The sequence below is a fragment of the Mesorhizobium sp. P171375 genome (assembly GCF_057786075.1).
The window spans coordinates 101,368-113,818 of the sequence record NZ_JBYNWF010000001.1 but is presented as its reverse complement, the minus strand read 5'-3'; the positions used below and the strand labels follow the sequence as shown (position 1 = coordinate 113,818).

Genomic DNA, 12,451 nt, shown 5'->3' with positions numbered 1-12,451 from the left:
ATCATGCTCTAATCGAGCGGCTTGATCTTGCCCAGAGGAATGAAGCCGAGCGAGGCCTTGCCCTTCACCACCTTGAGCGGCATCGACGGCTCGTTGCCGAGCAAAGCCAAGCCGGCAAAGCCTTGTTCGATCTGGCTCTTCTGCTCGGGGATGGCGGTGGCGAGGATTGCCGCCACGGCCTTGGGATCCTTGAGCTTGATCGTCAGGTCGGCGTTGACCAGGCCATTGGCGTCGACCGACACCGGGCCGGAGACGGTGATGCGCGCGGTTCCCGACGACAGATCGAGCTTGTGGATGTCGGCGGTCTGGCCGCGCACGCTCTTTGCCTCGGTCTTCATCAGCGCCACGCCGTTTTTCAGCGTCGCGTCACCGCTGCCGTCGAGTGGCGGCAGCACGCGCCCGCCGATCGCGTCTGGATCGATCTCAAGATCGGTGAAGTTTCCGACATAACCGATGTCCTGGCCGTCGGGCCGCAGTTCTCCCGCCGCAGTTCCGGCGCTGAACAGCGAAACCGGGTCGGTGTCATCAGCCGGGTCGGTCTGGCCGGACAGGCCTTCGGCCTGCAGCGAAATGCTGCGCGGCAAGGGCCAGGACAGCTTTGCACCGGCCTGTAGATTGTCCCAGTCGATCCAGAGCGGGGTCATCCCGGGCATCGATGTGCGCAGCGGTCCGCGCAACTCGGCGGCGGGCGATAGCGGGCGGATGAGTTCGGCCAGAAAGTTGAAGCTACCGGTCGAGGCAGCGACGTTCCTGGCGTCGTCCTCGTAAGCCAGCGTATCACAGGAAATGGCGAAGCTCAGGGGATAGCCGCTGACGGTGAGATTGGCGCAGCCGGCCTCGATGCCTTTGATATTCAGCTGCGCCACCGCCTTGTCGGCTTCGCTTCTGACGCGGCCGGCAACATAGAACCAAACCGCGCTGTAGGCGCCGAACAGCATAACGGCCAAAGCGGCGAGCCAGAACAGCCGGCGGCGAAACTTCGACGGGCGTTCGTCACTTGACGTCATGCTGCGGCTTTCATTAACGCGGCGTGTTGCGGGTGGACTGTGGTTTACGCAACAAGCAAAAAGACAGAAGAGCACCGATTCCGATGCGGCGGCGTCACTCTCGTGCAATCAGGCTTGGCGATATGGGCGATTTTTGGGTTTTTGGCTACGGCTCGCTGATCTGGCGGCCGGGATTCGCGCATGTCGAGACCCGGCGCGCCCGCCTTTACGGCTACCGCCGGTCGCTCTGCGTCTATTCCTTCGTGCATCGCGGCACGCGCGAGCGGCCGGGCCTGGTGCTTGGCCTCGACCGTGGCGGCTCCTGCATCGGGCTGGCGTTTCGCGTGCCCGGTGAGTTGCGCGATGAGGTGCTTGACTATCTGCGCGAGCGCGAACTGGTGACCAGCGTCTACCTTGAGCGTGTGCTCGACATCCGCCTCGACGGCGGCGAAACGGTCCCGGCGCTTGCCTATATCGTCGACCGCCAGCACGAGCAGTATGCCGGCGGCCTCGACGCGGCGCATGCGGCAAACGTCATCCGCGGCGCCATCGGCCAGTCCGGAAACAATGAGGACTATGTGCTGAGCGCGGTCGAGCACCTCGAAGCGCTCGGTATCAGCGATCACTGGCTGGAAGAGGTGGCGAAACGGGTCGCGCCTTTGTGAAGTGCTGGGCCGCCGGAAAATTGGCTGAGGCCTTTGACCTCGGCGCGGCGAGACCTAGCTTAGCTGCGGCCCGAAGCATTCGGGTTCGCCCGCCGCCGCCAGCATCACGGAGCCCCATCTTGCAGAAACGCCGTCTCGGTCAAACCGACCTTTCCATCGCGCCGCTGGTTCTGGGCGGTAATGTCTTCGGCTGGACCGCCGACGAGAAGACCTCCTTCGACCTGCTCGACCGGTTCGCCGGCGCCGGCCTCAACGCCATCGACACGGCCGACGCCTATTCGCGCTGGGTGCCCGGCAACAAGGGCGGCGAATCCGAGACGATCATCGGCAAATGGATGAAAAGCCGCGGCAACCGCGACAAGATCGTCGTCATCACCAAGGTCGGCTCGGATATGGGGCAAGGCAAAAAGGATTTGTCGGCCGCCCATATCGAGAGGGCGGTCGACGCATCGCTCAAGCGGCTGCAGACCGATGTGATCGACCTTTACCTGTCGCACTGGGCGGACCCGGCCACGCCTTACGAGGAGACGCTCGGCGTTTACGATAAGCTGCTCGCCGCGGGCAAGGTCCGCCATATCGGCGCCTCCAACCTCGACGCCGGCCAGTTGCGCGCCGCACTCGATGTGGCCAGCCTGCGCGGCCTGCCGCGCTATGCCGTGCTGCAGCCGGAATACAATCTCTACGATCGCTCGTCTTTCGACGGGCCGCTGCATGATCTGTGCGTGGCGGAGGATATCGGCGTCATCACCTATTTCGCTCTCGCCAAGGGGTTTTTGAGCGGCAAATACCGAAGCGAGGCCGATCTTGGCAAAAGTGAACGCGGCGGTGGCGTGAAGGGCTATCTCAATGCGCGCGGCATGCGCATCCTGGCGGCGCTCGACACTGTGTCGGCGCGGCATTCGGCCAGCCAGGCGGAAGTGGCGCTCGCCTGGGTGATGGTGCAGCCCGGCATCACCGCACCGATCGCCAGCGCCACGACGCTCGATCAGGTCGACAGCCTGGTGCGCGCCGCATCGCTGAAGCTCAGCGCGGAGGATCTCGCGGCGCTGGACAAGGCCAGCGCCTAGCTGCTCAGCCTGAGCCTTTGCCGCGCACGAACATCCAAGACGCCCTGCGCCGCCCGACATATTTCTCCCGCATCGTGGCAAGATGCGGGAGAATCGCATGACCGCAGAGGTTCTTTCCCAGTCGTGGCAGCAATTGCTGGCGCTGGTGCTGGCGGCAACCGTCGTCATGGGCAGTCCGGGCCCGGCGACGATCAGCGTCACGGCGATAGGCGCAGGCTTCGGCCTGCGCAATTCGCTCCGCTATGCTTGGGGGATCATTCTCGGCACGGTTGCGGTGCTGCTGGTGGTGGCCACCGGCATCACGGCTATCCTCACCTCGATGCCGGGGGTGGCGCCCGTGCTGGCGGTCGCTTCCGCCGCCTACATCCTCTATCTCGCCTTCAGAATAGCGACGGCGCCGCCGCTGGCGGCACGCGACAGCAGGGCTGTGCTGCCAACCTTCCTCGGCGGCTTCCTGCTCGCCGTCGCCAATCCGAAGGCCTATGTGGCGATTGCCGCGGTCCTTGCCGGCTCCGCGACGGCGGCCGGCGCCGATGCTCTCGGCGTTCCGGCGAGGCTCGCGGTTCTCACCTTGATGATCGTCGCTATCCATGTGCTGTGGCTTCTGGCTGGCGCGGCCTTCGCCCGCACCCTGCGCCAGCCACAGGCGTCGCGGATCATCAATCTGGTGTTCGCCGCAACACTGGTGCTGACCACGGCATTGGCCGCGTGGCCGTAAGTCCGAGTCGTGTCGAGATCAGGCCTGGGTCTTCGTGGCCGCAGCGAGTTCGGCCAGTCGCTTGACCGCCGTTGGCGGCATTGGCGGCGGGTTCGGCGCGCGGGAAGCTTCGATCAGGAGCTGATCGCAGGCGGCTTCGGTCTCGCCGATCAGCCGGTCCATGAATTCGTCCTTGCCGAGCCCGGGCGGGATCGGCGGCAGGAAGCGGGCCTTGATGGTGCCGGGAAAGCGCATGAATTTGCGGCGCGGCCAATAGAGGCCGGCGACATGGGCAACCGGCACCACCGGAACGCCGAGCTGCGCGTAGAGTTCGACAATGCCGTATTTGTAGGCCGGCTCGTCGCCCGGCGCGCGGCGCGTGCCTTCGGGATAGATGATCAGCTGACGCGGATTGCGTGCCATTTCCTGTCTGGTCGAGGCAACGACCTGCTTCAGCGCCTTGGAGCGGCTGCCGCGGTCGACCGGGATCATCCGCATCTTCATGATGTACCAGCCGAAGAAGGGGATCCAGGTCAGTTCGCGCTTCAGGATGTAAAGCGGGTCCTGAAGGAGGGGGAAGAAGGCGATGGCATCCCAGAATGACTGGTGTTTCGGCGCCAGGATGAAGGAACCTTCGGGCAGGTTTTCCAAACCGGTGATGTCGCTCCTGGTGCCGGCGATCTTGTCGTGGAGCCACAGGCTGGTGCGCGACCAGAATTTCGGCACGAACCAGGCACGGTGGCGCGGCGACAGGAAATAGTACGGGGTCCAGAGGATCATCTGGACGATCAGGTTGACGTAGAAGACGAGGTTGAACGCCAGCGAGCGGATATAGAGCATGCGGGGAAGGGCCCGTTGAGGAGGTGTGCGTTGGTTACACCAAGCGCGGGCAAAAAGGAAACGCCGCAAAGGCCGCAGCCAGCCTCGGCTCACCACATCGCCTGCAGCAGCCGCTGCTTCAGCCGCGGTGCGGCGAAATCGAGGAAGGCACGCAGTTTCACCGGCAGCAGGCCCTGGCCGGCATGGACGAGGCTGACCGGCCATGGCTGCGGCTCGAAGGGCCGCAAGACCGGGACGAGCACGCCGGAGCGTACCGCGTCCGCGATCTGGTAGGACAGCACCCGCGTCATGCCTGCGCCGGCAATCGCGGCATCGATCGCCGCTTCCGCGGTGTTGACGCGCAGCCGCGAGCGGATCGGCACAATCAGTTCGCCCTTGCCGCCGGCAAAGCTCCAGCTGGCGAGAGCGGAGGGCCCCTCGAAACTGATGCACTCATGCCCGGCCAGATCTTCCGGGGCCTGTGGCATGCCGTGCGTGGCGATGTAGGCGGGACTGGCGCACACCACGCGGCGGATCGCGCCGACGCGGATGGCGACCAGGCTCGACGGCGCAAGCTCGCCGATGCGGATAGCGAGATCGAGATGCTCCTCGGCCAGTTGGGTTATCCGGTCGGCCAATGTCAGGCGGATGTTGACTTGGCTGTAGGCCGCGAGGAACTCGGTGACGACAGGCAGCACGTGCAGGCGGCCAAAGACGATCGGGGCAGTGATGAACAGGTCGCCGGTCGGCGTGCTGTATTCGCCGGCGGCGGTGCGCTCGGCCTCGTCGACCTCGCCCAGGATACGACGGCAGGCGGCGAGATAGGCCTGGCCGGCATCGGTCAGCGTCAGCTGCCGGGTCGAACGGTTCAGCAGTCGCGTCTGCAGATGCTTTTCAAGGTCGGAGACCTTGCGGCTGACCGTCGCCAGCGGAATTCCGAAGCGGCGGCCGGCGGCGGAAAGGCTGCCAGCCTCCACCGCGGCGACGAACAGCGACATGGCGTCGAAGCGATCCATCATTGCTTCCAGAAAATGGAAGGAAAGGTTGCGAACATGCCATCTACATCCGAAAGATGGAAGCCACTATATCGGAGTACACAATGGCCAGAGATTTGGCCTCCAGGAGGCTTTCATGAACGCGCATACCTTCACCAGCGACGTCGCCTTCACGCCGACGGTCAAGGCGATCCAGACCCGCAAGGGGTCGCGCAACGGTTATGCCAGCGCCGAGGAGCGCGGCGGATGGCGCGCCCATATCACGCCGGACCTCGCCGACTTCATCGCGGCGCAGACCAGCGTCTTCCTGTCGACGGCCAATGGCGAGGGCCAGCCCTATATCCAGCATCGCGGCGGGCCTGCCGGCTTCCTCAAGGTGCTGGACGAAAAGACCATCGGCTTTGCCGATTTCTCGGGGAACAGGCAGTTCATCACCCAGGGCAATCTTGCCGACAACAACCAGGCATTCCTGTTCCTCATCGACTATGCGCATCGGCAGCGCGTCAAGATCTGGGGCACGGCGCGCGTTGTCGAGGACGATGCCGAGCTTTTGGCAAAGCTGATGCCGCAGGATTACAAGGCTCGCCCCGAGCAGGTCATCCTGTTCACCGTCTCGGCCTGGGATGCCAATTGCCCGCAACACATTCCGCAGCGTTTCGAGGCCGCCGACGTGGCGGCCGCACTTGCCGAACGCGACAAGCGGATTGAGCAGCTCGAACAGGAGATTGCGCGGCTGCGCGGTACCTCGGACGGCGCGGCCAAGGGGTAATCGACTCAGTCCTTTGCGGTCGAAACCTCGGCCAGCGCGACGCTGTCGGCGGTCTGGCGGACCGGGACGATGCCGCGCGCCAGCGCCAGCAGGTATTTGCTGTATTCGGTCAGAAGCACGCGCAGTGCTTCCGGCTTGGTCAGCCAGTCGCCATTGTCGAGGTTGGTGTTGACCACCGGATAGGGCTCAAGCTTGGCGCCGTGCAGCAGACGGCTCATCTCCAGCAGGCTGCGCGGCATGTGATAATTGTTGGTGACGAGAATGACGCTTCCATAGGCGTGGCTCTCCACCCATTTGGCGCTCTCCTGGGCATTGCCGATCGTGTCGAGCGCGGCGCGGTCGATGTCGACGCAGCAGGAAAACAGCTCCTTGTCACTGCCGGTCGCAGCCTGTAGCTGGCGGCGGCTGGCGGAGGGATGAACGCCTGAGATCAGCAACCTCTCGCCCTTGCCGGAGGCAAGCAGGTCGAGTGCGGCGTCGAGGCGCGCCTGACCGCCGGTCAAGACGATGATCGCATCGGCCTTTGCCGGATCGGCCGGGGTGGTCATGTGGCTGACCTTGCTGGCGAACCAGCCGAAGCCGCCGGCAAACAGCGCCACCAGCAGCAGCAGACAGAGGGAGGCAAGACGCAGCACCGTCCGCAAACGACCCGGGCCGGTGCGCACACGTGAACGCGCACCCACCACTGGCATCTGTCCAGCCGTCCCGGTCGAGTTCCGCGCGTCCATCATCCTATGGTTAATCCTGAAATGCCGCTTTGATAAGGAAAAAAGCGCACATTGCGTTACGTCGGTTTTCGATCCGTGATCGCTCCGTTATTCCTGTCCCTGGCCCCCGAACTGTTTTTCGCTCCTGCCGTCATTGCTCAGCCCGCATCCGGCTGACGGACATCGATGTCGCTGAGATAGGCGACGACGGTGGCGTGCGAGGTCGCCGCCGTCAGCCCGCCGATCACCAGCACCATCAGGCCGACACCGAGATAGCCGGCCGATCCGATGGCGAAATTGCCGAACAAAGCGGCGGCCTGGTCGGCCTGCGGCGTTGCCATGTTGCGCGACGACCACCAGGAAAAGACGATGAAAACGAGGATCGCGGCGGCGCCGCCGGCGGCAGCGCCCTTCATGCCGGTGACCAGGAAATGCCAGCGGAATTCGCGCGCGATGAAGCGCGCCTCGGCGCCGACGAAGTGCAGCACCTCGATGATATGGCCATTGCCGGCCATGGCGCCCCGAGTGGCGAACACCACCGTCAGCACTGTCGCCGACAACATCAGCACCAGCACGGCGATGCCGATGGTGACGGTGGTGCGGGCCATGGCGACCAGCCGGTCGACCCAGGTGCGGTGATCGTCGAGCGATGCGCTGGGCAGTTTGGGCGTGATCGCTGCGCGGATGGCGGCAAAGTCTGGCGGGCTGGTCTCGTCGATGGTGACGATGATCAGCCGCGGCACCGGCAGTTCGTCGATGTTCAGCCCCGAGCCCAGCCACGGCTCCAACAGGCGGGCCGTCGCATCGCGGTCGATGATCCTGGTCGCTTTCACGCCGGGGAACTCACCGGCGATCTGCGAAGCCTGGGCAAGGGCTGCCTCCATGTCGAGGCCGTCGACAGGCTTGATCTGGATCGTCGCCTCGCGCGAGATCTGGTTCTCCCAGACCGAGGCGGTATCGCGCACGAGTGTGACGGCGCCGAAGGTCAGGCAAGACAGAAAGGTCATGATGGCGATGACCAGCACCAGAGCGCGGCCGGCAATGTTCTGCGCCGGCACGATCGGCGCCATGCGGCGCTGGACGCGCTGAGGCGTAGCGGCCTGCTCTGCGGCCGCTTCATGCAGCTGTTCGGCGGATAGTTCAGTCATAGATATCCAGCCTTCCGCCGGCCAGGATCATGCGGCGCGCGTCGACCTGCTCCATCAGGCCGAGATCGTGGGTGGCGATCACCACCGCAGTGCCGAGACGGTTGAGTTCGATGAACAGCCTGAGCAAACGGCGCGCCAGCGGCGGGTCGACATTGCCGGTCGGCTCGTCGGCGAGCAGGATCTCGGGCTGTTCGATCAGCGCGCGGGCGATGGCGGCGCGCTGCTTTTCGCCGCCCGAGAGGACCGGCGGCAGCACATGCATGCGCTCGCCGAGACCAACCCATTTCAAAAGTTCGGTGACGTCGGTGCGGTAACTCGCTTCCTCGCGGCCGCGCACGCGCAGCGGCAGGGCGACATTCTCATAGGTGGTCATGTGGTCGAGCAGGCGGAAATCCTGGAACACCACGCCGATGCGGCGCCTGAGATGCGGTAGTTCGGCGCGCGAGATGCGCGAGCGGTCCTTGCCGAAGATGGTGATCAGCCCGCGCGTCGGCTTCAGCGACATGAACAGAAGGCGCAGCAGCGTCGTCTTGCCGGCGCCGGACGGCCCGCTCAGGAACTGGAAGGAGCTCTCCGGAATGTGCAGGGAGATGTCGCAGAGGATTTCCGGACCCATGCCATAGCGGAGGCCGACATTTTCGAAGCGGATCACGTGCGACGACCTGAAATGTGTGGCGGCGGCGTGCCAGCCCTTTCTGTCCAACGACCATCGGCCGCCATGGTTAACCGTCGGTTAATTTTCGTTGTTTCTGAATACGTCACAAGGGTTCCGGTGGGGAAGCGTTAACCATTTCCATTTACCTAAAAGAAACGAAGAGCGAACAGCGGGGCCATGATGGCTGAGCAACGAACCGCGCGCCCGGTTTCCGGCGAAATCATGACCGGGACAAGTGTCGCGCCGGAATTGCGTCCTATGGCGACCGATATCGTCGATGCCGATTATGAGGTGCTGCCACGCAGTGTCTCCAGGGCGGACGCCATCCGGCCGCCTGCGCGCAACATGGCCACACCGTCGATCGAAGGCATGGAGATGCTGCGCAAGCCGGAAGCCGAAACCGAGCGGCCGCCGGCGTCGCGAGGCGGGCCGATCTTCTGGATCGCCGGGGTCGGTGCGGCGCTCGCCGCTTTCTGGGTCTCGGGCGGCCACGCTTTGGTGCGCCAGACGCCGTTCTTTGCGGTTGAGCAGCCGGCGGGCGCCGTACTCAGCATTGCCGGCGTCACCTCGCATGTCGACGCTTCCGGGTCCACCCCGGTGCTGTTCGTCGATGGCGAGGCCGTGAATGACGGTGTGAAGGCGGGACCATTGCCGCCGCTGGAAATCCGCGTCACCGGCAATGACAGCCGCATTACGCGCTATACGTTGGGGACATCCAGCCGTTCGCTGGCGCCTGGCGAAAGATTCGGCTTTTCCAGCCGTCTCGACGTGCCTAGAAACGGTGTAAAGGCCGTCTCGGTCACTTTCGCCGGTTAGGCGACGATCTCTCGGAAAGGTTATTGATGCCAGTTGTGCGCGGCAAGGACATCGAAGTCCTGTTTTCGGCGTCCGCGATCGCGCGGCGCAATCTGGAACTCGCCAAGGAGATCGCCGAGCGCGACTATCACGACCTGCTGGTGATTTCGGTGTTGAAGGGCTCCTTCATCTTTGCCGCGGATCTCATTCGCGCCATGCACGATGTCGGGCTGTCGCCGGAGGTCGAGTTCATCTTCATCTCCAGCTATGGCGCTGGCACCACCAGCGGCGAGGTGAGGGTGCTGCGCGACATCGACAATGAGGTCGCCGGCCGCGACGTGCTGTTGATCGATGATATTCTCGAATCCGGCAAGACGCTCTCCTTCACCCGCAATCTGATGCTGTCGCGCGGCGCCAAAAGCTGCGCCATCGCGGTGCTGCTCGATAAGCGCATGCGTCGCCAGACCGAGCTCAACGCCGATTATGTCGGCTTCGACTGTCCCGATTATTTCGTCGTCGGTTACGGCATGGACGTCGCCCACGCTTTCCGGGAATTGCCATTCGTCGGTGTCGTCAAAGGCGACGCTTGAGAAAAGGCCTTCGACGTTTCAAATTTTCAGAAAAAGTCAACTTTTGCCCGCCAAATTCCGGCCCATGGCAAAGCTTCTGATCGTCGAGGACGATGAGTCCGTCCGTACCCTCGCTGCCCGCGCGCTCGAACGCGCCGGGCATTCAATCGACATTGCCGCCAATGGCGCGCAGGGGCTGGCGATGATCAGCGCGGCGGGCGGCGGTTACGACCTCGTCGTCTCCGATATCCGCATGCCGGAGATGGACGGCATCGAGATGGCGATCGCGGCGGCCAGGCTTTTCCCGGCGATGAAGATCCTGCTGATGACCGGCTATGCCGACCAGCGCGAGCGCGCCGAGGAGTTGAACGGCATCATTATCGATGTCGTGCAAAAGCCTTTCACGCTGGCCGAAATCCGTTCCCGCGTCGAACAGGCGCTGGCCTGCTTTGCCTGACGCTATTCAAGCCGCATCCTGGCTTGCAGCAAGGGCAGGCGCCACGCTCCTGCGCCGTTCGGTGTTGAGCGCCAGCAGGCCGGCGCCGATGATCAGCGCCGCACCGATGGCGGTGGTCGAGCGCGGCACCTCGTTGAAGAACAGAAAGCCCCACAGCGGCGACCAGATGATCCCCGTGTATTCGAAGGTGGCCACGCGGTTGGCCGGCGCCAGCCGGTAGGCCTGCGACAGAAGGATCATCCCGGCCGAGGCGACGAAACCGCAGGCCGCCATCTTGAGGAAATCCGGTGTCGTCGGCCAAACCCATGGCCGCACCAGGAATTCGAGGCTTGGATGGACCGCGTGGGTTATGCCTGCAAGCCAGAATGTGCCGGCAACAAGGGCAGCGCCGACGAGGTAGGCGCCGTTCTGGTAGAACGCCATGACGGTGGAGGATTCGGTGTCGCCGATCTTGCGCGCCATCAGCTGCGAAAAGCCGTAGAGCAGCGCAGAACCCAGCGACAAGAAGGCCGCCCAGTCGAACAGGCCGGCGCCCGGGCGCAGCATCACGACCACGCCCAGCATGCCGATCAGCACGGTGGCGAGCGTCTGCCAGGACACGCGTTCGCCGAGATAGGGTCCGGCCATCGCCATGATGAACAGCGGCGCCATGAAGTAGAGCGCCACCGCGTCGGCGAGCGGCAAGGCGGCGATTGCCAGATAATAGACCGTATAGGAGCTGAACTGGATGAAGGCGCGGATCGTCAGCAGGCCAAACCGCTTCGAGGCGATGGCCCGCAGGCCGACATCGGCTTGGGCGAGAACGATCAGGATCGGCAAGGCGACGATCGAGCGGATCCACATCACCTCGGTGACGGGATAGCCGCCCGATACCGCCTTGACGAGCGGGTCCTGGAGCGAGAACACCAGCACGCCAAGGCACAGGCTGATGATGCCGAGAACGATCCGGTTGCGCATGTCGTTGCTGCCGGCCCCTAGAGCATGATGCCGAAAAGTGTGAAGCGGTTTTCGGACGACATCATGCTCTTCCATTTGATTCTGAAGTGCCCGCAGCCGCCTGGCTGCGGGGTAAAAAGAACCCGCCACCGTTTCGGGCAGCGGGTATGAGTGAGGACTCTTCGATTGGTCCGCAACCGATTTCGCGGCCGCATATCCAATGGGTAAGCTGACTATCGTCCGGCGTTTGACATGTTGCAAACGAATTGGAATGATACCAGCGATCAAATTTGCTTATGACGGATTCGATGCGACCAACCCTCGACAGCGATCTTCTGCGCACCTTCGTCGCCATTGCCGAAGCCGGCAATTTCACCCGGGCGGCGGAGCAGGCCGGCCGCACCCAGTCGGCGGTGTCGATGCAGATGAAGAAGCTCGAGGAGCTGGTCGGCGACAGCCTGTTCGAACGCGGCTCGCGCGGCGTAGCGCTGACGCGCCGTGGCGGCGAGCTGATCGTCAATGCCCGCCGCATCGTCTCGCTGCTCGACGAGACGGCGGCGTCGATGGCGGCGGCACCTCTCGGCGGGCCGGTTCGGATCGGCATTCCAGAGGAATATGGCCACGCCATCCTGTCGCGAGCACTCAGCGCCTTCTCCAAGCGCCACACCAAGGTTGAGGTCACGGTGCGCTATGCGCATTCGGGCGCGCAGCTGGCGGCGCTGGCTGCCGGCGAGCTCGACCTCGCCGTGGTCTTCGAATGGCAGGATCCCGGCGGCGGCGAGGTGCTGATGCACGATCCGACGGTGTGGGTGACATCGAGCCTGCATCACATGCATGAGGAGCGGCCGGTGCCGATCGCGCTCTACAACCGGGCCGGCTGGTGCAAGGACTTCGCCATCAAATCGCTGGAACAGCGCGGCCTGGCCTACCGAGTCGCCTATACCAGCGACACCACCGGCGGCCTGAAGCTCGCCGTCACCTCTGGCCTGGCGATCGCGCCGATCTCGCACAGCAACATTCCCGATGGCTGTCGCGAGCTCACTGCCGCCGACGGGTTCGGCCACATCGACTCCTCGAATGTGGTGATGCATCGCAACCCGAACGCGTCAGGCGAGGCGATCGACGGCATGCAGGAAGCGATCCGCGACGCATTCGTCAACAGGTCCGATTAGACAGCTCCTTCCAG

Annotated in this window: 15 protein-coding genes; 8 read left to right on the top strand and 7 right to left on the bottom strand. The window is 64.2% G+C overall.

The window, feature by feature from the left end:
- Positions 1 to 8: 8 nt before the first annotated feature.
- Entirely contained in the window at positions 9 to 1,007 is a 999-nt protein-coding gene (locus ACYHH6_RS00560; RefSeq protein WP_352585385.1) for a DUF2125 domain-containing protein, read from the bottom strand.
- Positions 1,008 to 1,129: 122 nt separating this feature from the next.
- Here ACYHH6_RS00560 and ACYHH6_RS00555 point away from each other — a divergent pair, with 122 nt between their 5' ends.
- The 3 genes from ACYHH6_RS00555 to ACYHH6_RS00545 all read left to right on the top strand — a co-directional run bounded on the left by ACYHH6_RS00555 (position 1,130) and on the right by ACYHH6_RS00545 (position 3,436).
- Entirely contained in the window at positions 1,130 to 1,651 is a 522-nt protein-coding gene (locus ACYHH6_RS00555; RefSeq protein ID WP_352585387.1) for a gamma-glutamylcyclotransferase, read from the top strand.
- 119 nt (positions 1,652 to 1,770) lie between these two features.
- Entirely contained in the window at positions 1,771 to 2,718 is a 948-nt protein-coding gene (locus ACYHH6_RS00550) for an aldo/keto reductase (RefSeq protein WP_352585389.1), read from the top strand.
- 97 nt (positions 2,719 to 2,815) lie between these two features.
- Positions 2,816 to 3,436 carry a LysE family translocator gene (locus ACYHH6_RS00545; RefSeq protein WP_352585391.1) on the top strand — a complete coding sequence of 207 codons (621 nt, stop codon included), beginning with the start codon at positions 2,816 to 2,818 and terminating at the stop codon, positions 3,434 to 3,436.
- A gap of 18 nt (positions 3,437 to 3,454) precedes the next feature.
- Here the strand turns inward: ACYHH6_RS00545 and ACYHH6_RS00540 are convergent, their stop codons facing one another.
- Both ACYHH6_RS00540 and ACYHH6_RS00535 read right to left on the bottom strand, forming a co-directional pair.
- A complete protein-coding gene (locus ACYHH6_RS00540) occupies positions 3,455 to 4,255 on the bottom strand; it encodes a lysophospholipid acyltransferase family protein (protein WP_352585393.1) in 801 nt (266 codons plus the stop codon).
- Positions 4,256 to 4,344: 89 nt separating this feature from the next.
- Positions 4,345 to 5,250, bottom strand: a complete 906-nt coding sequence (locus tag ACYHH6_RS00535; protein ID WP_352585395.1) for a LysR family transcriptional regulator — start codon at positions 5,248 to 5,250, stop codon at positions 4,345 to 4,347.
- 115 nt (positions 5,251 to 5,365) lie between these two features.
- Between ACYHH6_RS00535 and ACYHH6_RS00530 the strand changes: the two genes are divergently transcribed.
- Positions 5,366 to 5,998, top strand: coding sequence for a pyridoxamine 5'-phosphate oxidase family protein (locus tag ACYHH6_RS00530; protein ID WP_352585397.1), 633 nt, complete (start codon positions 5,366 to 5,368; stop codon positions 5,996 to 5,998).
- Positions 5,999 to 6,003: 5 nt separating this feature from the next.
- Here the strand turns inward: ACYHH6_RS00530 and ACYHH6_RS00525 are convergent, their stop codons facing one another.
- From ACYHH6_RS00525 to ftsE, 3 genes are all read right to left on the bottom strand, one after another.
- On the bottom strand, positions 6,004 to 6,729 hold the full coding sequence (locus ACYHH6_RS00525) for a YdcF family protein (RefSeq protein ID WP_352585398.1): 726 nt from the start codon (positions 6,727 to 6,729) through the stop codon (positions 6,004 to 6,006).
- Between the two features lie 134 nt (positions 6,730 to 6,863).
- A complete protein-coding gene (locus ACYHH6_RS00520; protein WP_352585400.1) occupies positions 6,864 to 7,853 on the bottom strand; it encodes a cell division protein FtsX in 990 nt (329 codons plus the stop codon).
- Positions 7,846 to 8,505 (bottom strand): cell division ATP-binding protein FtsE, encoded by a 660-nt coding sequence (ftsE, locus tag ACYHH6_RS00515; protein ID WP_352585401.1) that lies wholly within the window; start codon positions 8,503 to 8,505, stop codon positions 7,846 to 7,848. The genes ACYHH6_RS00520 and ftsE overlap by 8 nt, the downstream gene beginning before the upstream one ends.
- Positions 8,506 to 8,685: 180 nt before the next feature.
- Here ftsE and ACYHH6_RS00510 point away from each other — a divergent pair, with 180 nt between their 5' ends.
- The 3 genes from ACYHH6_RS00510 (at position 8,686) to ACYHH6_RS00500 (ending at position 10,329) form a co-directional block, all read left to right on the top strand.
- Positions 8,686 to 9,324 (top strand): hypothetical protein, encoded by a 639-nt coding sequence (locus ACYHH6_RS00510; RefSeq protein WP_352585402.1) that lies wholly within the window; start codon positions 8,686 to 8,688, stop codon positions 9,322 to 9,324.
- A gap of 26 nt (positions 9,325 to 9,350) precedes the next feature.
- Positions 9,351 to 9,893, top strand: a complete 543-nt coding sequence (gene hpt / locus ACYHH6_RS00505; protein ID WP_192258290.1) for a hypoxanthine phosphoribosyltransferase — start codon at positions 9,351 to 9,353, stop codon at positions 9,891 to 9,893.
- 64 nt (positions 9,894 to 9,957) lie between these two features.
- Complete coding sequence (locus ACYHH6_RS00500) at positions 9,958 to 10,329, top strand: response regulator (RefSeq protein WP_352585404.1); 372 nt, start codon at positions 9,958 to 9,960, stop codon at positions 10,327 to 10,329.
- A gap of 6 nt (positions 10,330 to 10,335) precedes the next feature.
- On the opposite strand, the gene ACYHH6_RS00495 is transcribed toward ACYHH6_RS00500, so the two are convergent.
- The gene (locus ACYHH6_RS00495) at positions 10,336 to 11,286 is read right to left on the bottom strand and encodes a DMT family transporter (RefSeq protein WP_352585405.1); all 951 of its coding nucleotides are present in this window, start codon (positions 11,284 to 11,286) and stop codon (positions 10,336 to 10,338) included.
- 287 nt (positions 11,287 to 11,573) lie between these two features.
- Here ACYHH6_RS00495 and ACYHH6_RS00490 point away from each other — a divergent pair, with 287 nt between their 5' ends.
- Entirely contained in the window at positions 11,574 to 12,437 is an 864-nt protein-coding gene (locus ACYHH6_RS00490) for a LysR substrate-binding domain-containing protein (RefSeq protein ID WP_352585406.1), read from the top strand.
- Positions 12,438 to 12,451 lie beyond the last annotated feature (14 nt).